Source organism: Cohnella endophytica (assembly GCF_003628305.1).
Classification (GTDB): domain Bacteria; phylum Bacillota; class Bacilli; order Paenibacillales; family Paenibacillaceae; genus Cohnella; species Cohnella endophytica.
Genome location: NZ_RBZM01000009.1, coordinates 319,552 through 343,079, shown reverse-complemented (window position 1 = coordinate 343,079; position 23,528 = coordinate 319,552). Strand labels below are relative to the sequence as shown.

The window sequence follows — 23,528 nt, the reverse complement described above, 5'->3', positions numbered from 1 at the left end:
CATAGATCGGGGCTTCTTTGTTGGCGTTGATCATTTGTGTTAGAATAAGTTAAAAAAATTCGGGGTGTGACTATGCTTCCCTTGCAAAGAAAACAGATGCTCCTGAACTATTTAGCGCAACGCGGCGCGGCGACCATGAAAGAGCTGAGCGACCACTTCGGCGTATCGGAAATGACGGTCAGACGAGACCTCCGCGAGATGGAACAGGAAAACCGCGTGCGGCGCTCGCACGGGGGAGCGGTATATCTCGGCGCTTTGCCCGCGCCCGAAGAGCCGGAAGCTTCCGTCAAGCAATCGCGCAATCGCGATATCAAACAAAGGCTGGCCGCATACGCTGCGGAAACGTTCGTGCGGGAACGCGACGTCATTATTCTGGAGAACGGGACGACCGTGTCCCGAATGGCCGAGTCGTTGGGCGCATACACGGAATTGACCGTACTGACGAACGGAGTGAATACGATGAACCTTTTCCGCCCGCTCATTACCGATAGAAGGTCGATGATTAGCGGCGGCGGTATGCTTCGCGAAGCGTCGGGCACGTTCGTGGGACCTTTGGCAGAGCAATTTTTCGCGAGCTACCATGCGGACACGCTGTTTATTTCGGCTTTGGGATTCACGGCCGAGGATGGTTTTACGGATCCGAACTTAATGGACACGCAGGTGAAAAAAGCCATGATTCAAGCGTCCGAGAAAGTCGTTATGATCCTTGATGCTTCCAAGATCGGAAGCCGTTACTTTACGAAGGTGGCCAATTTGTCCGATATCGATATTTTCGTTACCGATTCGGGGATCCGAGATGCGGATCGCGCGTTAATCGAAAGCAGCGGCGCGGAATTGCACGTCGTATCGATAAATTAACATATTTAATTGTTCATTTATGTTAATTTGTGATATATTATGTTGAAAAGGAGATGGGAGCTGATTAACAGGTGAACAAGTTCTACGACAAGTATCCGTTTACCCGAATCGAAGGCATGGACAGCGAGGCTTGGGCGGGATACGAGGCGATCGGCGGTCGGATTCAAAAGGAGGTTGCCGCAACGGGCAAGAAGCGTGCGGTTGTCGTCTTGGAATGTTATCCGGGCGTCAGGCAGGAAGAAATCATTGCGGGATTAACCGAATCGCTTGCTCCCGCTCTGATCGTGCGGTCGGAGGATGCGGCGTTGGAGCCGTCTCAAGTGGACCGCATGGTCGAGCGATACATGACGGATGATCGGGTATTCGGCTATATGGCGCCGTTCAGGATGGATGAATTTTACGATCCGGCCCAAGTAGAGGCGATGCGCCGTCAGCTGGACGAAGCGGAGAACGGCATCGCGATCGTCATCGGCTTCGGCGCTTCGTTGATCGCCGAGGGCGATGTCGTTGTCTATGCGGACTTGACCCGCTGGGAAATTCAGCAGCGCTACCGCTCGAAAGAAGTCGGCAACTGGCGGACGAATCGGGTTGAAAACGATATTTTGCGTTTATATAAAAGAGGTTTTTTCTTCGAATGGCGGATGGCGGACCGGCTGAAAAAGTCGTTGCTGGGCCGAGTCGATTTCTACCTGGATACGAACGTCAAGAATGCACCGAAGATGGTCACGCGGCAGGCGCTGTTCGCCGGATTCGCGCAGACGGCGAGCCGGCCGTTCCGGCTTGTGCCTTATTTCGATCCCGGCGTGTGGGGCGGAACATGGCTGGAAGCGAACATCGAGCTTCCCGAGCGGGAGCATCCGTATGCATGGGGCTTCGACGGAGTCCCGGAAGAGAATAGCCTCTATTTCCGATACGGCGATATCAAGGTGGAGCTTCCCGCCATTACCCTCGTCTTCTTCGAATCGGTCAAGCTGCTTGGAGAGAGGGTCTATGCGCGATTCGGCGCCGAGTTCCCGATTCGCTTCGACTTTCTGGATACAATCGGCGGCCAAAACCTCAGTCTTCAAGTTCACCCGACAGTCGAGTACATCCGCGAGCAATTCGGCATGTCCTATACGCAGGACGAGAGCTATTACATTCTAGATGCCAAGCCGGGAGCGGAAGTGTATTTGGGGCTCAGGGACGGTATTGAACCGGAAGCGATGCTGACTGATTTGCGCAAGGCGGAAAAGGGCGGGTTCACGTTCCCTGCGGAGGAATACGTAAACGTGTATACTGCGAACAAGCACGACCATTTCCTTATTCCTGCCGGAACGGTGCATTGCTCGGCTACGGGCTGCATGGTGCTGGAAATCAGCGCAACGCCGTATATTTTCACCTTTAAGCTGTGGGACTGGGATCGGCTCGGCCTCGACGGCAGGCCGCGTCCCGTTCACGTGGAGCATGGCAGCCATGTCATCGATTGGAACCGGACGACCGATTGGACGACATCGCAGTGCGTCAACCGGATCGATAAAGTAGTCGAAGGGGAAGGTTGGGCAGAAGAACGCACGGGACTGCACGAGCTCGAGTTCATCGAAACCCGTCGCTTCTGGTTCTCGGAGCCGGTACGGCACGTAGCGAACGGTAGCGTGCACATGCTGAATCTGGTCGAAGGCGAAGAAGCGACCGTGGAAAGCCCGACCAACGCGTTCGAGCCGTACGTCATTCGTTATGCCGAGACGTTTATCGTCCCTGCTTCGGTCGACTCCTATACGATTCGGCCAAGCGGCCCGAGCGTGGGCAAGAAGGTCGGCTTGATTAAAGCTTTCGTAAGAACATAAGGGGAGGCGGGAGACGATGGAACGGAACCTCATTCTCGCTTATGACGTCGGAGGAACGCAAATCAAAGCCGCCGTGGTCATCGGCGGAACGATTCTCGAAGAGACAATTTCGCATTATGATTCGCACGCCGACCGAAGCGCCGAAGAAATCGTCGCGCATTTCGCGGACATTGCCGTCGATCTCCTCTCAAAAGCGGGGGAAGAGCCGCCGCTTATCGGAGGGATCGGAATGGCATTTCCCGGTCCTTTCGATTACGATGCAGGCATCAGCTTCATTCGGGGGCTGAGCAAATTCGAAGCTTTGTACGGCATTCCATTTGGAGAGCGCTTGGAAGAAGCCGTTCGATCTCACGGGATGTTGGCTCCTCGTCTTGCTTCGTCCTTCGGCATCCGGTTCGGAAACGACGCCGCGCTGTTCGGACTCGGCGAAGCCGGATACGGAGAAGCGAGAAGATGCAATAGAGCCGTATGTCTGACTATCGGAACCGGACTTGGCTCCTGCTTCTTGGAGAACGGTCGTTTGGTTCTAGATCGCGCCGACGTTCCGGATCAGGGCTGGCTATATCCCGTTTCCTATCAAGGCAAAATTGCTGACGACTGGATTTCCAGAAGAGGAATCTTGCAATTGGCTTCGGAAATGCGGCTGGGGCAGGAAGGGCTTGACGTCAAAGATTACGCGAAAGCGGCCCTAACCGGGGATAGGCTTGCAGCTAATCTGTTCGAGACTTTCGGGACAAGGATGGCAGAGATTCTCGCTCCTTCGTTTCGAGTATTTAAACCCGACCGCATCGTGATCGGCGGCCAAATTTCCAAGAGCGGAACGCTGTTCGTCCCGGCTTTTGAGAAAGAATTGGAGAAAGCGGGCATAAAAGCGGATGTGAAATTAAGCGGCAACACGCTTTATAGCACATTCATGGGCATTTATGATTTCGTATTATCTTAGACGATCCCTGCAATGCCGCCGGATAAATCACCGCCGACCTTCGTGTCGGCGGCTTTTTTTATTTAAAGTACAGTGCCAGCGGCGCCGGTTTCGAGATCGTACAGTCTTTTTTTGAAGCCGCAAAAATAAGCAGTGTTCAAACCGACTCCAGATTGCGTATGCTCGACTCACATACGATCGGGGCTTTCATTCTGCCTTACCGCTCGACGCCCGGTTCCCGCTGCCCGCATCCCCGTCGGATCGTGGCCGAGCAAGAAAAACGCGATTATCATTCCGAATCCGGATCGGATGATAATAAAAGGCAAGGTTGTATTCTACTAATCGAAGGAGGTATTTTGATGAAGAAAGGTTGGCTCATCGGCTTGGTTATCGCCATTGCGGGCGTCTCGGTCCTTGGGACGGTCGGAATCACGACGGCCCGCGCCGACGGCATCACGACGAATCACGCCCTGCGAATCGTAAGCGCTTACAAGGGGACGTGGACTTCGCCGCCGACGGACAGCAACTTCGGGAACACGACGAACGCTCCGACGCTTGGAAACGGAGACGTTGGTGCAGTGTTGGTAGGTAATATCGATAATATGACGGTCGTGCTCGGCAAGAACGAGTTTTTCTCCGTCGCGGACCATCAATTGAAATCGCTCGCGAGATTGGGGGTTTCGGTATCCGGAATGACCGGGGCCTCGTACCTGACCGAGCAGAAGATCGCGAACGCTCAGGTGGACGGCGCGTTCTCCGCGGGAGGCAATACCGTAAACACGACCAGCTGGGTGCAGGCATCGGATACGACGAACAATCTGTTCGTCACGAAATTCACTTACTCGGGAAGCGGTTCGAAAACGGTCACCGTCACGCTCAACCAGGCGAACCAGAACACGTTCGCCAGCTCCGCCGGCGCGTCCGGCGACGTGTTGTACCGCGACGTCCGTGCGGACAGCTCCGACAACGTGAACGGCATTGCGACAATCAAGGCCAGAATCGCCACTCGCGTCATCGGGGCGACGGGTACGGTCAGCGGAAGCCAGCTTTCGTTCACCATGAATCCCGGCGGCACATATTCTCTCATCACTTCTATTATGAGCAACAAGGATTCGGGAAGTTACCAGTCCTTAGCCATCAGCAATATCAGCACAAAAACCCAAGGCGACGTGGACTCCCTGAAATCCTCGCACCAATCGTGGTGGGATTCTTTTTACAGCAAATCGTTCATCGAAATTCCGAACAAGACGATCGAAAAGTTTTATTACGGGTCGCTTTATTTGCTCGGCAGCAGCTCGAGAGCGGGCGAAGCACCTCCCGGATTGTGGGGGGCCTGGATCGCCCGCAACTCCGATTGGGGCGGCGATTACCATCTGAACTACAACTACCAGGCTCCATTCTATTTCGCCATGCCGACGAACCATGTGGAGCTCGCAAGCGCCTACGACAAACCGATTCTGGATTATATTCCGAAAGCGCAGTCGCTGGCGGCGTCCAACGGATTCCAGGGCGTATATTATCCGGTCGGCATCGGACCGTACACCATTGACACGGATGGTAACACGCACAATCAGAAATTTTACGCGGCGTTCGGGGCTACGGTCATGCTCGACCATTATTACGCGACAGCCGATACGGCGTACGCGAATTCCATTTACGCTTTCTTGAAGGAAGCGGCCAAGTTCTGGCAAAATTATTTGACCTGGGACGGCACGAGATACGTGATCAACAACGACGCGCAGCACGAAGGCGATCCCCTTCCGCAGACGAACGGCGTTTTGTCGCTGGGACTGGTGAAGTATCTGTTGCAAGGCTGCATCGATATCAGTAACGTGCTCGGTCAGGACGCGACTTTGAGGACGACGTGGCAAAATATATTGAACACGATGAGCGCGTTCCCGACCCAAACAAGAAACGGGCAAACGGTTTTCCGCTATACGGAAGTCGGACGGGACTGGAGCAACGACAACGCGATCGGCATCCAGCACATCTACCCTGGCCGGCAAATCGGACTTTCCAGCAGCTCGACGCTCATTCAAACGGCTAAAAACATGATCGGCCAGATGGCCCGATGGACGGACGGCAACGGCACGAACACGTTCTATCCCGCTGCGGCTCGGGTAGGATACGACCCGACGACGATTCTGAATCAGCTGACTTCGTTTATCGGCAGTAACGGCTACAACAACCTTTTCCTCAAGGCAAACGGCGGAGGCATCGAAAACCTCAACACGACGACGGCGACGTTGGCCGAGATGTTCCTGCAATCGTTCCAGGGGAAAATCCGGATTTTCCCGAACTGGCCGACCGGTACGGATGCCAAATACGGCGATCTTCGGGCGGACGGCGCGTTCCTCGTATCCAGCGAAATGAGGAGCAATCAGGTTCAATACGTTCGCCTCATCAGCGAGAAGGGCAAAACGGCAACGTTGGTCAATCCGTGGCCGGGTCAAACGCTACGACTCTACCGAAACGGCGCCGACGCCGGAACCGTCACGGGGACGGACATTTCGCTGACGACTTCGGCCAACGAAACGTTGCTGCTGGCGCCTAACGGTACCGCGTACAATACGATCGTCGACCGCATGAATCAGACATTGGCCGGCGGATCGGGAGGCGGATCCGGCAATTTGGCGCTGAATAAAACGGCGACCGCAAGCGACATCAACGGTTCGAGCGAATCGGCGGACAAAGCGGTGGACGGATTGGGCACGACGAAATGGACTTCGCAGCCGCAAAGCGCCGTACCCGGCGACAAATGGCTGCGCATTGATCTGGGAGGCAATTACAGCGTATCGCGTTGGGTTGTCAAGCATGCGAGCTCCAACGGCGAGACGGCGGCGTACAATACGAAAAACTTCAAACTGCAGAGGAGCAACGACGGCAATACTTGGACGGACACGGACTCGGTAACGAACAACACGGCAGGAGTAACGGACCGCAACATCACGGCGGTAACCGCCCGCTATTTTAGGCTATATATTACCGCGCCCGTACAGGATAACGCCGGTTATTACCAAGTTCCGGGAGACCGGAACAATGCGAGAATCTATGAATTCGAGCTGTATTGATCTCCAACTGGCTGAAGCGTTACGGACAGCGCTCCGATCGGCCAAACCATAGCGATGAAATCGGCGTTCCCGCGAGGGGGCGCCGTTTTTCTGAGCTTTATGCGCCGCGTTTTTCGATCGTAAGTCAGTGGTTTATTTCGAATAGGAGATGTCCATACTTGGAGTGTCCGAGACCGAGGAGGGATGGAGGCCTTGCTGCCCAAAGGAAGCATTTCCATTCTACAGGCCTTCATGCTGTTAATTATGGCGATCGGCCTGGACAACCACGTGACCATCATCCCTTTGCTCCTCCATACCGCCAATAAGGATTCTTGGATCAGCGTAATTCTAGTGTTGCCCTTCTGTCTGCTGTGGACGCTGATCCCTTACTGGATCGCCAAAAAAACGCGCCAGACGAATATTTTGAAGTGGCTGCGCACGCACACGCACCCTGCTTTAGCCCTGCTTCTAATCCTCCCGTTTCTTTTCTTTTTCCTGATGAACGCGTTCGTGACGTTTAAAGAGGTCATTCTATGGACGAAGGTCTCCTTTCTACCGGAAACCCCGATTCTGGCGACGGCCCTCTCTTTGCTCGCACTCTGCGTTTATTCTGCCTTCAAAGGCATCCGATCCATCGCTATTTGCGCGGGAATACTGCTTCCTTTTGTCTGGGTTCTCGGTTATTTCGTAATGACGGCGAATATCGAATTTAAGCGTTATACCTTACTCTTCCCTCTCTTTACCAACTCTTTCTCTTCGATCGCAGCTTGCATGATGTATGCGGCGAGCAGCTTTATCGAGGTATTCGTACTCGTGCTGCTACAACATCATATCCGCAGTAAATTCAAGTGGTATCATATCATGATTCTCGTACTGATCATTTCCGGGTTGACGATCGGTCCATTGACGGGGGCGATTGCCACTTTCGGGTATAAATCGGATCAGATCAGATATCCGGCCTTCGAACAATGGAGGTTGGTCCGAATCGGGGACTACTTTTCGCATGTAGATTTTCTGTCGATCTACCAGTGGCTATCAGGCGCCTTTATCCGAATTTCTTTAATGCTCTATTTGGTCGCCGATTTAATAAGCAAGAGCAATCGTTCGCGCCAATACTCAATTGCCATCTCGGCCGGCATTTTGCTGCTGCTGGCGATCATGCCGATAATCAGCGATATGCTTTATTTGCGCATCGTTAAATGGTACTATATCTGCGCTTTCGCCATTATTCTCTTCTCGTCCTTCTGGCTACTGTTCACGGTATTATGGATTCCAAGCAAAAAGAGGGCAGGGGCATGAACAAGGAAAATTTCTTTCATGATTGGGATGAGGAAAAGCTTCGTTCGCATTATCGGTACAGCGAGGATATTAAAATAAGCACCAGTTCCTTCGGGGAAACGGGCGAGAAGTTCTCGCTGGTGTATTGCGAAGGAATGGGAGACGGCAAGTGGTTGTCCGAAACCGTTCTGCCCCTGTTAGAGCAGTCGTTCCGAAGTGAATCCGATTCCGAATCGTTGACGGCCTTGCAAGCCCGATTGGAATTGACGGAGCTGCAATCGGGCAAGGACTTGTCGCTCAGCTTGTTCAGCGGGGCGCTTCTTCTGTTTCATCATCGGACGAAACGGATTTACGCGAATAACATGAAAAGCATTCCAAAGAGAGATCCTTCCGAATCGACAACCGAAATTTCGTTAAAGGGACCTCGGGACGGGTTTATCGAAGAGCTGTCGACGAACGTTGCGTTAATCCGCAAAAGATTGCGCACGTCCAAGCTGCACAATGAAAAATTTGTGCTGGGAAAGCATAGCCATACTGAGGTTTCGCTGATGTACTTAAGCGGAGTAGCCCGACCGGACTTAATCAATGAAGCGCGCGCCCGGATTCAAGCCTTTCAAACCGAGGCGCTTCTTAGCAGCTCCCAATTTGAAGAAGGGCTAGGGGACACGAAGATTTCTCTCTTTCCGTTGCTCGATTACATCGGCAGGCCCGACTATGCCTCACAGGCTTTGGTCCGGGGACGATTGGTGGTTTTGGTGAACGGTTCGCCAATGGCCCTCATCTTGCCCACCAATTTGATAGAGCAGATAAAGTCGCCTGAAGATTCATATCTGCCGTTTTATTTCGTGGCTTTTGAGCGCATGTTGCGTATTATCGGTTTATTCGTTGCTATTTTTCTGCCGGGATTCTGGGTCGCGTTATGCACATTCAGCTCCGAACAGCTGCCTTTCCGTTTGCTGGCCACGGTATCCAACTCCAGAATCGGTCTTCCTTTCTCGACTTCGATGGAAGCAGTGCTCATGCTGGGAATGTTCGAACTTTTTCGTGAGGCGGGCGTTCGGCTTCCGAAGGCTGTAGGCCAGACGATAGCGGTCGTCGGAGGTTTGATCGTCGGCGATGCGGCGATCCGTGCCGGGTTAACGTCTCCTACGTTGCTGGTCACTTCGGCGATTACCGCCGTATCGACGTTTACGTTGGTCAACATGTCATTAAGCGGAACCGTCAGCGTCATGAGACTGTTTGTGCTGGTCGGCTCTTCCATCCTTGGCATGTTTGGCTTTTTCATTTGCATGTTCTCTATCGTCGCATATATGTCCGGACTGAGCTCGCTGGGTATCGGATATTTGGAGCCCCTATCCCCGGTCTCGTTCAAGGATCTTCTAAAGGCGGTACTGGACATTCCGAAGCGTTGGAAAGATATGAAGCCGGCAATGCTGAAACGATCGGATCTCGAGAACAAGGAGTAGGTACTAGCATGAATCCGATTCGGGTCATTGGAATAATAGCCGCGGCCATGCTCGCCATGTTCTCGCTGACTGGATGCTGGGATAGTTATGACGTTGAGAAAAATAGATACGTTACCGCGATGGGCTTCGACTATGCCGATCATCAGTACGCCGTTTATGCCCAGATGATTGATTTCGCTAATGTGGCGAAGCAGGAAAAAGGAAAGAGCGATTCTCCAGCCGTTTCTTTCATTGGGAAAGGGCAAGGGTTAACCGTCAACTTGGCAGCCAACAATTTGTATCTAACGTCTCAACAAAGAATATTGTGGAGCCATATTACTTCGATCGTCATGACTGAGGCCGCTTTGAAAGAAGGGGTTAAGGAATTCGAGGATGCCTATGACCGGTTTCACGATACACGATACACGCAATGGGTATACGGAACGTGGGAAAACATCGAGAGTATGTTCAGTACGCCGGATTTTTTCAATATGTCCTCCTTGACTTCGATCCTTCACGAACCGACAAGCAATTATAAGCAAAGATCGTGGATAGAGCCGATTAGTTGGCTTCATTTTCTGGCGGACATTCTGGAGCCGGGCAAGACCGTCATTCTACCTACGCTTAGCGTCAACCAGAAGCAATGGAAGAAAAACCGGGATCCGGAGCCCAAATTGCAAATCAACGGCGCCTTCATCATCAGCGGCAAGGTGTTAAAAGGATGGCTGAGCTACGATCAATTAATCGGACTACGCTGGATGAATCCGGCGACGAAGCGAACGCCGCTTCCGATCGTGGACGGCGATCAGATGTTAGGGGTTCTTTCCGTGGAGAGTCCTAGCTTGAAAATTGCCGAGACGTTCGGGAGGGGGATGCCACGCTACAAAATCACGCTATCCGTTAAGGGCAATGTCGTCGAGATGAAAGACGATGCGAACGTGGAGAGAATGACGCAAATCGCGAAAACCCTCATTCAGAAAGAAGTGAGGGAAACGTTTGCTCACGCGCTCGCCTTAAACGCGGATATCTACCAGTTGGACTATCACACCTATTTGCATCACTACGGCATGTGGAAACAGCTCGAAAAAGAAGGTACGATTCATGTGAACGAACAATCGCTGGAATCGATAGACGTTAAGATCAAGCTCATGCATAGCGGCATACTCCGAGACTTCGTAAAAGAGTAAGAGCTGAGCGATTTTCGCTCAGCTTTTTAATTTGCGGAAGTAAAGAAAGTTTAAAAGTAGTCATTATAGTTTCTTATCGTCTTTTCCGATCTTCGATAGAATCGATAAATAATATGATAGCGCTTACTTTAACCAATAATAGACAAGGGGAGCGATAAAGAATGACGCCCAAAAAAGCACTATTAACCTTTTTGGCGATTATGTTACTGTGTTCCGCTACATTCTCAACGGCTTACGCGGCTCCGGCAACAGTGAAGACGGATATCGATCATCATTGGGCTAGCGAACAATTAAAAAAATGGATACAGCAAGGACTTATTTCGGGATATGCCGATGGATCCGTAAAACCGGATAATCCGGTAACGCGTGCTGAATTCGTAACGATGGTTAATCGCGTTTTAGGTTTAGAAAGCAAGGCGGAAATCGATTATAAAGACGTTAAAAATACGGATTGGTTTGCCGATAGCGTGGCCAAGGCTAGCAAAGCGGGATACGTGAACGGATATTCGAATCAAACGTTCCGCCCCTTGGCAATGGTTACAAGAGAAGATGCCGCGGTAATGTTGAGTAAGGCTTTTAAGCTCACTGCCGCATCAAGCAGTAACGCGCTTAACTTTAAGGATGCCGACCAAATCCAGAAGCAAGCAATTTCGGCTGTAAACATACTTACGAGTGCAGGTTACATCAAAGGGTATCCCGACAATACGTTTAGGCCGCAAAGAGAGATTACGCGAGCCGAAGCCGTTACGTTCATTAATCAGATAGCGGGACGAATATTTAATGAGAAAGGCACTTATTCAAAACTGAAGATCAAAGGGAATGCGGTAATCAACACTTCAAATGTAAGCCTGATTGAATCCGTAATCGATGGGGATCTTTATTTGTCGGAAGGAATCGGCAGCGGCGATGCAACATTAGAGCAAGTAACCGTGACCGGGACGACATTCATTAATGGAGGCGGCAGTCACAGTATCCATATTAACGGCTCAAAGCTGAATAAGGTCGTCGTAAATAATCCTGAACACGGCATTCGAATTGTCTTTAACGGCACAACGAATGAATGGGTGGTCGAATCTCAAGCTATTCTGGAAATCGACGATGATACAGTGATCGACAATTTAATGATTCATAAAGACGCGGGCGGTACGACCGTGAACGGCAAAGAGGTAAAGAGCGGGACAACAGCCAAGGTTATCAAAGGCAAAGTTATGAGTACGAACGAGGAGCCGACTACTCCGCCGACGACTTCACCGGAATCAAATCCGGGCACGAATCCGGGAACAGATCCTTCAACAGACCCGGGAACAAATCCTGGTACTGATCCAGGAACGGATCCAGGAACGGATCCAGGAACGGATCCAGGAACGGACCCAGGAACAGATCCCGGTACGGACCCAGGAACAGTTCCGGGCGATCCTAACTGGACGCTTGTGTGGAACGATGAGTTCAATACGGATACGATAGACGAATCTAAATGGAACTACGTTCAAGGTGGCGGCGGCTACGGCAATAATGAGCTGCAGAACTATACGAATCGTCCCGAGAATGCCCGGATCGTCAATGGGAACTTGGTTATTGAAGCGCTCAAGGAAAGTTATGGAGGCAGCCAATATACTTCGGCCAAGCTCCAGACGAAAGGTAAAGGCGACTGGACCTACGGTCGTTACGAAGTCCGAGCCAAATTACCGGAAGGGAAAGGGATGTGGCCGGCGATCTGGATGATGCCTTCGAAGAGCGTTTACGGCGGGTGGCCGGTAAGCGGCGAAATCGACATTATGGAGTTTCTCGGGCATGATCCGGGCAAAGTATACGGCACGATTCATTATGGTAACCCCTGGACGCATACCGGAAGTAATTATTCGTTGCCCGATAATCAGAAGTTCTCGGATGATTATCACGTTTTTAGCATTGAATGGGCTCCGGGAGAAATCAAATGGTTGATCGACGGCGTTATCTATTCGACCCAAAACGATTGGTTTAGCAAAAGCGGCAGTGAGGCGGAAAAATATCCGGAACCCTTCAACCAAGACTTCTATCTTCAATTAAATCTAGCGGTTGGTGGTGATTGGCCGGGTAATCCCGATTCCACAACGAATTGGTCCGTACCTAAACAAATGCTTGTGGATTATGTCAGAGTATATAGCTATAACGGGCAATATCCGGATCCCGGTCCTCGTCCGGGTAAAAACTTGAGCAGCGACTGGTCATGGATAAGAGAAGTCGGCAGCAGTTGGAGAGTAGAAGGCAATCCTAAGATAATGAAACTATCGACGATCGAAGGAAGTTTTACGCAAACGACCAAACCGAGCAACATTTTGCTTAGAGAACCCGGTGTTGAAGACTTCACGATTTCTGCGAAAATTAAGTTTGACGCGACTAAAAACTTCGAATATGCGGGATTAATCGTGTATCAGGATGACGGGAACTATATATCGTTAGGAAATTGTTTTTCGGCGAACAATCAGATTAGGTTTACTAGAGGTCTAAATGGAACCGCTACAGACAAAACCTACACCGACTTATCAAGCTTTAAGGAAGTATACGTTAAAATCGAGAAAAAGGGTGACGTTTACAAAGGCTACTATAGTGCGGATGGCGTGAATTGGACAATAGCTACCGATTCCTTCAACATTTCGTTGAGCAATCCCAAAGTAGGCGTATTCACCAGAAAATTAGGCCCCGCTTCCAAGATCGCGGAATTTTCGCAATTCGAATTGAATGGCAATCCGACCTCATTCTGAGGAGTGAAATGGGTATATTTTGGCGGTCAAGGAGCTTATTCCTGGACCGCCATTTTTTGATAGAAGGGGGCTTTTGGCAGGCCCAAATGTTGTAAAGATATTTTAAAAATAGTCAGATCCGTTTCTTATTCCATTGTCCGTTCTTCGGTAGGATTTATATAAATACAAACATTTATTGATGAGGTGAAGGGTAATTATTGAAAGCGCTTTAAGACGTGGGGAGAGGGCCAACATTAAAGTGAAAACGGAGGTTAGAGAAATGCTGAAAAGAACTTTATCCATAATTCTCGTATTGGCAATTCTAGTCAGTATATTTATAGTTTCGCCCCTATCGCCTAGCGTAGCAAACGCGGCCGATCCAGTGGGAGATCCCGATGGCATCGTAGCTTCAACCACTAAAAACTCGGTTAATTTGAACTGGCAGTCAGTGGCCGGCGCAACAAGCTATAATGTATACCGCTCGCTAAGCAGTAGCGGAACGTACAATAAGGTTAACGGTTCTGCAGTGACCTCCACCCAATACGCGGATGCGGGGTTGTCGGCGAATACGAGATATTACTATCAAATTAAATCCGTGAGCGGTGGTACGGAGATGGATTTGTCTATTGCTTCGGCATTGACGGAACCTGATTTCGGATCGAATGTTTACGTATTCGATCAATCGACGCCGGCTTCTCAAATTCAGACGACCGCAACGAATGTGTTTAATATTCAAGTAAAAAATCAATTCGGACCTGAGAGATATGCGCTCCTATTCAAAAAGGGTACGTATAATGCCGATGTCAGAGTGGGTTTTTATACGCACGTAGCCGGCCTTGGACTTAGCCCCGACGAGGTCAACATCAACGGAGGAGTGACGGTCGATGCCGAGTGGTGGTCCGATCCTAAAACTCCTTATAATGCAACGCAAAATTTTTGGCGTTCCGTAGAAAACCTAGCCGTTACTCCAACGGGCGGGAATTTGAAGTATGCGGTATCGCAAGCGGCATCGATGAGACGCGTGCATGTAAAAGGCGATCTGACCTTGCATGACCGCGGAGGATGGGCAAGCGGAGGATATTTGGCCGATTCCAAAATCGATGGAACCGTTGGTTCGGGATCGCAGCAGCAGTGGTTTTCTAGAAATAACAACTGGTCCAATTGGACAGGCGCCAACTGGAATATGGTTTTCGTAGGAAATAAAACTGCGCCTCTTGATTCGGATTGGCCGACTAAGCCTTATACGACTGTCGATAAAACGCCAGTACTTAGTGAGAAACCTTATCTTACTTATGATGATACGGCGAAGCAGTACAAGGTATTCGTCCCGGGTCTTAGTACGGATACTTCAGGCACGAGCTGGGAAGGCAAATCGAACCAGCAAATTCTGGATTCGGGAAGGTCAGTTTCGCTTGAAGACTTTTACGTCGCGAAGCCGGACACCTTCAACGTGGACGCAGTGAATGCCGCGCTCAGTGCCGGCAAGAGCTTGTTCCTGACTCCCGGCGTATATCAATTAAGCAAACCGATTATTATTAACAACCCTAATACCGTCGTATTCGGTCTTGGACTAGCTACGCTTCATGCGAACAATGGTTCGGCAGCTATTAAAGTTGCGGATGTCGATGGCGTCAAGATCGCGGGCGTGCTCTTCGAAGCGGGATCTGTCAGCTCCCCGGTATTGCTCGAGGTTGGACCGAAAGGCAGCACGGGTAATCACGCGGCAAATCCGACGGGTCTTTATGATCTTTATTTTAGAGTCGGCGGCGATGCCCTTGCTTTGGCCGATGTTTGTATCGAGATTAACAGCAACAATGTAATTGGCGATCACTTCTGGGTATGGCGCGCCGATCACGGGACGGGTGCCGGATGGGATTCGAACATAACTACGAATGGATTAATCGTTAATGGCAATAACGTCACTATTTATGGACTTTTCGTCGAGCATTTCCATGAGTACCAAACCTTGTGGAACGGCGAGAATGGTCGGATGTATTTCTACCAATGCGAAATTCCTTACGATGTTCCGAACCAACAAAGCTGGATGAGCGGCGGAGGCGCCGTGAACGGTTTTGCGGGCTATAAGGTTGCGGAATCCGTTAAAAACCATGAAGCTTATGGTCTAGGGGTATATTCTTTCTTTAGAGATGCTGCAGTGAAGCTCGAAAGCGCTATTGAAATTCCTGATGCCCCAGGCGTCAAGGTCCACCATGCGACCAGCGTATTTTTATCCGGTACGCAAGGCAGCGAAATTACTCATATCGTTAATAATATCGGTCCTGCCGTAACGGTTAGCGGTAAAAATGAAAGGTTCGGAGACTACGTTCCAAGAACAGTAAATACGATCGCGCCAGTGGCTAAGAGCACAATTGCAGGTAAGGCACCCGTACTGCCAGGCTATGTGAACTTGGTATTTACCGATGCAACGACCAAGCCTGTTCCTGTCATTTGGGATACTATCAATGCTTCCAATTATGCTGCTCCAGGAAGCTTTACGGTTAATGGAACAGTCGGTAGCAGCACGATTAAGGCTGTTGCTGACGTTACCGTTGTAGCGGCGCCTAACGTGCCTGTAACGGGCATTAGCGTTACCGGTGCAGCAGGTGCATCAACAATTACGACTAAAGACGGCACGTTGCAGATGTCTGCGGCAGTAACGCCGGCAAATTCGGACAACACAACCGTAACCTGGTCTATCGTAAATACGAATGGGTCGGTAACGGATAAGGCCACGATTAGCGCCACCGGATTGTTGTCCGCTCTGAAAGATGGTCAAGTGAAAGTCATCGCGACAGCCAATGACGGTACAGGCGTTCAAGGCCAAGCGACGATTACCATTAGCAATCAAGGCGTCAAAACGGCTTCGATCGCCGTTACAGGTACAGGCGGTGCAAAAGCAATTACCGCGAAGGGCGCTACGCTGCAAATGCTTGCAGACATACTGCCTGCAAACACGGTTGATAAAACAGTGACCTGGACGGTAGCAAATGAAACGGGCCAAGCGACAATTAATGCTACGGGATTGCTGAGCGCTAAGAAGAACGGAACAGTAAAAGTGACCGCAACAGCCAATGACGGTTCCGGCGTGAAAGGCGAATTGACGGTAACTATTAGCGGTCAAGATATGGTACTGGGCAATGGCTGGTCTTGGGTTAGGGAAAATAAGGATCTCTGGGCGATCAATCTCAGCAATCCGAATGTATTAAGAATTACAACGGAAGAAGGTAGCTGGTCGCAATCGACTAATCTACCGAAAGGGCTTCTACTAAGAGACCCAGGCGCGACGGACTTCACAATTTCCGCCAAAGTGGATTTAAATGCATCGGCGAATTTCGAATCCGCAGGGTTAATCGTCTATCAAGATGACGGTAACGCAATCACCTTGGTACGCGACTATTCCGGAACGAACCAAATCAGGTTCTCGCAGGTGAGTAAACCAGGCTCGACCGTAACGCAGACAGATAAGAACGATTGGGATACTTCCATCACTACTTCAGTCGTCTACTTGAAAATCGTGAAAACAAATAATGTTTACACTGGATTTTATAGCCTCGACGGTAGTATTTGGAACCCGGCAACCGATGATAAAAATAATCATGCGATCGTTACCTTCAACGCTGCGCTTACAAACCCTCAAGTAGGCGTGTTTGTAAGAAAGCTAGGCCCTGCAGCTAAAACTGCTGAATTTACGAATTTTACTCTTAACAATGTTGTCGTTCCGTTCTGGGCCGCTGTTTCTTCCATTAACGTAACGGGAGCAGGCGGAAAAACGAAGATCACCACGAAAGAAGGCACATTGCAAATGTCCGCCGGGGTGTTGCCGGCGAACGCAAGCAATAGCGCAGTCACATGGTCCGTCGTAAACACGGATGGTTCCGCAACCGACAAGGCGACCATTAGCGCTTCAGGTTTGTTATTCGCAATCAAGGACGGACAAGTGAAGGTCGTTGCGACAGCCAATGACGGCACCGCCGTAACGGGTAACGCGACGATCACGCTAAGCGGACAAGTTCTGGAAAGCGGCTGGGAATGGGTAAGAGAAAATGCGGCCAGTTGGTCGATCGTTCCCAACAATCCCAATGCCATTAACATTATGACGCAATCGGGAACCTGGAACCCGGCTTCGGGCAATCCACCGAAAGGGATTCTGTTAAGAGGTCCTGTCAGCGGAGACTTTACGATTTCCACAAAATTGAAGTTTGACCCGACAGGAAACTTCGAATGGGCGGGATTGGTCGTTTATCTGGATGACAAAAACGCGATTACGATCGGGCGACAAGCGTCGGGGAGCCCGGCTAGCAAACAGCTTAGATTTTCCCAAATTAATAACGGGGCGCAAACCGATAAGGATTACACGGATGCAGTAGCCTTGACCCCGGGAGATATTTATTTGAAGATCGAGAAGATCGGAGCCAAGTACTACGGCTATTATAGCGCTGACGGCTTGAGTTGGACGACGGCCGCCGATTCTTTCACTCCTACGGATGTTGCATTTAATAGCGATCCTAAAGTAGGACTGTACGGCAGATTATTGAATGTTTCGCCAAGATCCGCCGTGTTTACGGATTTCAAATTGAATAACGTCATCATCCCGTTCAGGGTGGGTCTTGAGTCCATCTCCGTATCCGGAGGGACGGCGATCACTACAGCAAACGGCACGCTGCAAATGTCTGCTACAGTATTACCTGCGAATGCAAACGATAAGTCCGTTACTTGGTCGGTCGTGAATCAAGATAATTCGGCAACCGACAAAGCAACAATAAGCGCAAGCGGCTTGTTAACGGCGAAGAAAAACGGAACAGTAAAAGTCGTGGCGACCGCGAATGATGGTTCGGGTGTAATCGGTAGCGTGGAAATTACTATCTCTGGCCAACCCGTTGAAGTTGCCTCTATCGTCGTAACGGGAGCAGACGGAAGTTCAGAGATTGCAACCAAAGGCGGTACGCTGCAATTGTCGGCGACGGTAACACCTGAGGAAGCGGCAAACAAATTAGTCTCTTGGTCCGTAGTGAATGAAAGCGGAACTGCGACAATCAGCTCGACCGGACTGTTGACGGCTCTAGCGGATGGAACGGTGAAGGCCGTTGCGACTGCGAATGATGGCTCTAACGTTAAAGGCGAAATGACGATTACGATCTCTAATCAGATTGTACTTGTTACCGCCATCACCGTGGCTGGAGCAAATAACGCAACGACGATTGAAACCAATGGCGGTAAACTGCAAATGTCCGCTGCGGTATTGCCTGTCGATGCGAATGACAAATCGGTGACCTGGTCAGTCGTGAATGAAACAGGTAAGGCAAGGATCAACAATGAGACGGGGATGTTAACAGCCGAGGAGAACGGAACTGTAGAAGTCGTGGCGACAGCCAATGACGGTTCTAATGCTTCCGGCAGCGTAGTAATCACGATCAGTAATCAAGAGGTAGTCATTCCGGATCCTGATCTGATCTTAGTGGAAACCATTACGGTATCGGGAGCGGGTAACGCAACGACGATTGAAACCAAAGGCGGTAATCTGCAAATGTCCGCTGCGGTATTACCTGACGATGCGACTGACAAATCGGTGATTTGGTCCGTCGTGAATGGAACCGGCGAGGCAACGATTAGCGTATCTGGATTGTTAACGGCCTCGGCGAATGGAACTGTGAAAGTCGTCGCAACAGCCAGGGATGGTTCCGGTACGTTTGGCGAATCGACGATTGCCATTAGCGGTCAAGATAACGGCGGAGATACAACGCCAACCACCCCAACGACACCGACGACGCCGACAGTGCCCGTGAGCGAACAGCAGCAGCTGGTTACTCTAGAACAATTGAATGCAATCAAGGATGGCAAATCAGTAATTGTTCTAGGCGCAGGGAAAACGGAAGCGGTTATTGGAGTGGATTCGGCTATGACGATCACCAATCCCGTGGAATTGAAGTCAAATGGCGTATCGATGATTATCCCGCCTGCGGTATTCAAAGAATTGACAGGTAAGCTGCAGGGAAATACAAAAGATGCGAAGATCGAAATACGTATCTCGGAAAAGGATCCTGTAAGCAGTACGAACCTCAAGACCGGAGAACAAATCTACAATTTAGAGCTAGTACTTGTAGACAAAGACGGGAAGGAAACGAAACTGAGTGCATTCCCTGAACCCGTGGGGCTGGTATTGCCGTATGACAGCGCAAGCGTGGATAAAGATCTGCTCGGTATTTATTACTATGACGAAACGTCAAAAGAGTGGATTTACATCGGAGGAACCGTTAATGCGAATAATCATACGATTACAGGAAATGCACCTCACTTTAGTCAATATGCCGTATTGGAATACCACAAAACATTCTCTGATGTAACGTCCAATCATTGGGTGAACCGCACGCTGCAAATTCTTTCCGCAAAGCATATTGTCTCCGGCGTAACGGCAACGGAGTTTAATCCGAACGGTAAAACTACGCGAGCGGAATTCGTAGCTTTGTTGGTGAGAGCGCTTGGATTGAAAGCAACGAACGCGAATGGACGGTTTACGGACGTTAACGCTTCGGATTGGTATGCTCAGGATATTGCGGCAGCCTATGAAGCCGGACTGGTCTCAGGCTTATCGGAGACAATATTCGCTCCCAAAGAACAAATCACAAGAGAACAAATGGCTTTGCTTCTGGTTCGTGCTTACGATTACGTCAGAGGAACGTATTCTTCAACGAATGACATTCTGGGTGATCTCAAGGATCAGAAACAAGTATCGGCTTGGGCGAAAGCCGGAGTAAACAAGGCGATTGAGCTCGGATTGATGAAGGGACAGTCTACGTCTGTATTCGCACCGCAATCTCATGCAGTCAGAGCGGAAACGGCGCAGGCAATCTTTAATCTGTTAAACCAAATGGATATCAATAAATAATAAAGCGCATTAACTTCCCGACAAGAAGCTGAGTGTTTCACTCAGCTTTTTGTCTATTCTTAAATGGATCGCCAATTTTTTCTAAGTGCGAATCATAGAAATTTTTGTCATAATGGCATTTGAGAGAATTTTGGGAGCGGCGCAAGATAAGCTTTCGGAACGGAACATACGGGACGAGGGGCGCGAAGAGAATGACGGCGGACGGATCGGCAAGAGACGGCTTCAAGGGAATGCGGAAAAGGCTGTGGATCGGATACCGGGCGCTCGGGTTCATGCTCATTCCGATCGTATCCTTCGTTCTGCTTGCGGCGATCAATGACTATACGGTTTCGGACAAGTCCGCGCCGAAGGCACATCAGGGCGTCATCGACCTAAGCGATTGGAAGTTCGGAACGAAGCGGACGGTCCTGTTGGACGGGGAATGGATTTTCTACCCGATGAAGTTATATTCGCCGGAAGACTTCCGGGATGGCAGGGTGCCGCCTCCGTCCGCTCCTTACGCATCCATTCCGAATGCCTGGTACGGCGGAAGCCCGATAGACGAAGCGAGCCGAACCGAATACGGCACCTATCGGTTGACCGTGAAGCTTAAGGATGAGGACCTAGGCTACGGCATCCGGTTGCCCAACGTTATCGGGGCGCACCATCTCTATGTGAACGGTCATCTGGCCGGTAGCGGAGGACGTCCGGCGGACAACGAACAAGATTACGTGAAGGAAAACAAACCGTATATGACGTTTGTCCGTTCGGAAGGCGGACAACTGGACATCGTACTGCAGACTGCGAATCTAGCGAATCCGATCGGCGGGGGATTCGAGGACGTGCAGTTGGGCTTTCAACCGGACATGTTGCTGATAGAACAGGTTCGGTTTGCGGCCGAATTTTCCGGACTGTTCATCCTGCTTCTGTTCGCGGGGTACCATTTGACGATCTACGTTCTACGGATGAAGGACAAGGCTTACTTATACAGCTCGCTATATTTTCTAACGATGCTGGTGTTGATGGTGACGGGCGGGGAGAAGCTGACGCTGCAGCTGTTGCCGGGATTACCGGATTGGGCGTCGATCAAGCTGTATGATCTAGGCGGCTTCTCCAACATCGTGCTGCTGGGCGTCTTCCTTCATCATCTGGACGCCAAGTTGATGAGTCGCAAGCAACTGCTCGTGCTGCTCGCGCCGATCTACCTCTATCTGGTGGCCGTCATCGTTCTGCCGTACTCTGACTACCGATCTCTTGGTAACCTTCCTTGGGATTACGCCTCGCTAGTAGCCGCGTTCTACTTGTATCGCGCGATTCGGCTGTTCGTAAAGAGGGACGGACGGCTCGAACGCCAAGAGACCGCATTGCTTATCGGGATGCTTGTCTCGATCGCACTGATCCTGCTATTCGGTATCCTCTATTCGCTTAGCCTCGTGCAGACGGATATCGGGCGGCAGATCTCGTTCCTCGCGGTGCTTGCGTTCATGAACGCGCTGCTCGCGCTGCGGCTGGTGAACGCGACGGATCGGACCGAGCAACTGACGGACAAGCTGATTCTGCGGGACAAGCTGAAGGACGAGTTCCTGGCCAATACGTCGCACGAGCTCAAGACGCCGTTGCACGGCATACAGAACATTGCCTCCTTCCTGCTGGATGAGAAGGCGGGCAAACTCACGGACCGTCAGAAGAGCGAGCTGACGCTTATTCAGGACACGTCTACGAAGCTGTCGGCGCTAGTAAATGATCTGGTGGACGTCGTCCAGTTGAAGCATGGGGACTTGAGGTTGCACGAGTCGGTGCTCGACCTGCGCGTCGCCGCGCAGACGGCGTTCGAGGTGCTGGAGTTCGAGCTCATGGGAAAGGACGTACGGTGGGAGAACCGGATTTCGCCGAACACCTGCGTTCTGGCCGACGAGAATCGGTTGCGGCAGGTGCTGTATAACTTGATTCACAACGCGATCAAGCATACGAAGATTGGACGGATCGAGATAGGAGCGGAGAAAGCTGACGGGCTCTGGACCATCTGGGTGGAGGACACCGGGATCGGGATTCCGGAGGAGAGCCACGAGGCGGTATTCGGCTACTTCGAGCAAGCGGAACGGGAAATGCCGCAGAACGGGTACACCGGTATGGGGCTTGGCCTCTATATCAGCCGCCAGCTGGTGGAGCGGATGGGCGGCTGGATCAGGGTGGATCGTTCCGAACCGGGATTAGGCACGCGGATCGCGTTCACGTTACCGGCGGCCGAAGCGGACGTTAATCCGACGGCGGAAAATATGATCGCCGCGTCAGCGGAGAGCGGAGACCGGCTTCGCCAATCGCAGCTTGAAGTCGTTGGCGATGGCCACGCGCATACGGTGCTCGTTGTCGATGACGAGGCATCGAACGTCCGTATTCTGCTGAATCTGCTGGGGGACGAGTACAATGTGCTGTCCGCCTTCTCCGCGAAGGAGGCCCTGCGCAAGCTGGAAGAGAACCCGCGGATCAGCCTGCTGATCCTCGACGTCATGATGCCGGAAATGTCCGGCATCGATCTGTGCCGCATCGTACGGGAGAAACGGTCGGTGCTGGACTTGCCGGTTCTGTTCGCGACGGTGAAGGATTCGATGCACGACATCGAGCTCTGTTTCCGGGTAGGAGGCAACGACTTCATCTCGAAGCCGTTCGATCCGAAGACGCTCGCCGCTAGGGTTCGCACGCTGCTTTTGATGAAGTCGTCGATGGACCAAGCGCTCCAGAACGAGATGGCGTTCCTGCAGGCGCAGATCAAGCCGCATTTTCTGTACAACGCTCTCAGCAGCATTGTCTCCTTCTGCTATAGCGACGGCGAGAGAGCCGCTTATCTGCTTTCCGTGCTTAGCCGCTATCTCCGGATGGTGTTCGAACGGGACGGGCGGACGCATCAGGTGCCGTTGAGGCAGGAGCTTGAGCTTATCCGCGCTTACGTGGAAATCGAGAAGGCGAGGTTCGGCGACCGCCTGGTCTATCGGTTGCAGTCGGACCCGGATCTCGAGTCTTACTACGTCCCTTCCCTGACGATTCAACCATTCGTCGAGAATGCCATTCGACATGGTTTGTTCGAGAAGGATGGCGAGGGCACCGTCACGCTGTCGGTGTCGGACGGGGACGGATACCTTCGGTTTGATATCGTCGACGACGGAGTCGGCATGCCGGACGATGTGTTATACCGGGTTCGTTCGGAGGAACGGCCGGAACGGTCGGGCATCGGGATGACGAACGTCCGCAAGAGGCTCGCGACGTTGACGGGGGCGAGCGTCACAATCGATTCGGCACTGGAGCAAGGAACGAAGATCACGGTCTATTTGCCGAAGCTCGGCGAACCGTCGTAACCGCGCAAGGGGTCGGATCGGCGATGGGAACAC

10 protein-coding genes are annotated in these 23,528 nt (G+C 51.3%); all 10 read left to right on the top strand.

Annotated features, from left to right (window positions below; genetic code table 11):
• The first annotated feature begins 72 nt into the window (after nt 1–72).
• The 10 genes from D7Z26_RS21605 to D7Z26_RS21560 all read left to right on the top strand — a co-directional run bounded on the left by D7Z26_RS21605 (nt 73) and on the right by D7Z26_RS21560 (nt 23,495).
• Nucleotides 73–858: a DeoR/GlpR family DNA-binding transcription regulator gene (locus D7Z26_RS21605; protein ID WP_120979092.1), complete on the top strand. Its 786-nt coding sequence runs from the start codon at nt 73–75 to the stop codon at nt 856–858.
• 116 nt (nt 859–974) lie between these two features.
• Nucleotides 975–2,681 carry a class I mannose-6-phosphate isomerase gene (locus D7Z26_RS21600; RefSeq protein ID WP_120979135.1) on the top strand — a complete coding sequence of 569 codons (1,707 nt, stop codon included), beginning with the start codon at nt 975–977 and terminating at the stop codon, nt 2,679–2,681.
• A gap of 16 nt (nt 2,682–2,697) precedes the next feature.
• Nucleotides 2,698–3,624 carry an ROK family protein gene (locus tag D7Z26_RS21595; RefSeq protein ID WP_120979091.1) on the top strand — a complete coding sequence of 309 codons (927 nt, stop codon included), beginning with the start codon at nt 2,698–2,700 and terminating at the stop codon, nt 3,622–3,624.
• Nucleotides 3,625–3,962: 338 nt separating this feature from the next.
• Entirely contained in the window at nt 3,963–6,674 is a 2,712-nt protein-coding gene (locus D7Z26_RS21590; RefSeq protein WP_158602399.1) for a discoidin domain-containing protein, read from the top strand.
• A 192-nt stretch (nt 6,675–6,866) separates the two neighbouring features.
• Nucleotides 6,867–7,952 carry an endospore germination permease gene (locus D7Z26_RS21585; RefSeq protein WP_158602398.1) on the top strand — a complete coding sequence of 362 codons (1,086 nt, stop codon included), beginning with the start codon at nt 6,867–6,869 and terminating at the stop codon, nt 7,950–7,952.
• Entirely contained in the window at nt 7,949–9,397 is a 1,449-nt protein-coding gene (locus tag D7Z26_RS21580) for a spore germination protein (protein ID WP_158602397.1), read from the top strand. The genes D7Z26_RS21585 and D7Z26_RS21580 overlap by 4 nt, the downstream gene beginning before the upstream one ends.
• Before the next feature lie 8 nt (nt 9,398–9,405).
• Nucleotides 9,406–10,563: a Ger(x)C family spore germination protein gene (locus D7Z26_RS21575; RefSeq protein ID WP_120979087.1), complete on the top strand. Its 1,158-nt coding sequence runs from the start codon at nt 9,406–9,408 to the stop codon at nt 10,561–10,563.
• Between the two features lie 161 nt (nt 10,564–10,724).
• Nucleotides 10,725–13,304 carry an S-layer homology domain-containing protein gene (locus D7Z26_RS21570; RefSeq protein WP_120979086.1) on the top strand — a complete coding sequence of 860 codons (2,580 nt, stop codon included), beginning with the start codon at nt 10,725–10,727 and terminating at the stop codon, nt 13,302–13,304.
• 259 nt (nt 13,305–13,563) lie between these two features.
• A complete protein-coding gene (locus tag D7Z26_RS21565) occupies nt 13,564–20,166 on the top strand; it encodes an Ig-like domain-containing protein (protein WP_120979085.1) in 6,603 nt (2,200 codons plus the stop codon).
• 191 nt (nt 20,167–20,357) lie between these two features.
• Nucleotides 20,358–23,495 (top strand): hybrid sensor histidine kinase/response regulator, encoded by a 3,138-nt coding sequence (locus D7Z26_RS21560; protein WP_120979084.1) that lies wholly within the window; start codon nt 20,358–20,360, stop codon nt 23,493–23,495.
• Nucleotides 23,496–23,528 lie beyond the last annotated feature (33 nt).

Coding starts and splice junctions, on each gene's coding strand:
- D7Z26_RS21605 (WP_120979092.1), top strand. CDS start 73: ATGCTTCCCTTGCAAAGAAAACAGATGCTCCTGAACTATTTAGCGCAA.
- D7Z26_RS21600 (WP_120979135.1), top strand. CDS start 975: ATGGACAGCGAGGCTTGGGCGGGATACGAGGCGATCGGCGGTCGGATT.
- D7Z26_RS21595 (WP_120979091.1), top strand. CDS start 2,698: ATGGAACGGAACCTCATTCTCGCTTATGACGTCGGAGGAACGCAAATC.
- D7Z26_RS21590 (WP_158602399.1), top strand. CDS start 3,963: ATGAAGAAAGGTTGGCTCATCGGCTTGGTTATCGCCATTGCGGGCGTC.
- D7Z26_RS21580 (WP_158602397.1), top strand. CDS start 7,949: ATGAACAAGGAAAATTTCTTTCATGATTGGGATGAGGAAAAGCTTCGT.
- D7Z26_RS21575 (WP_120979087.1), top strand. CDS start 9,406: ATGAATCCGATTCGGGTCATTGGAATAATAGCCGCGGCCATGCTCGCC.
- D7Z26_RS21570 (WP_120979086.1), top strand. CDS start 10,725: ATGACGCCCAAAAAAGCACTATTAACCTTTTTGGCGATTATGTTACTG.
- D7Z26_RS21565 (WP_120979085.1), top strand. CDS start 13,564: ATGCTGAAAAGAACTTTATCCATAATTCTCGTATTGGCAATTCTAGTC.
- D7Z26_RS21560 (WP_120979084.1), top strand. CDS start 20,358: ATGACGGCGGACGGATCGGCAAGAGACGGCTTCAAGGGAATGCGGAAA.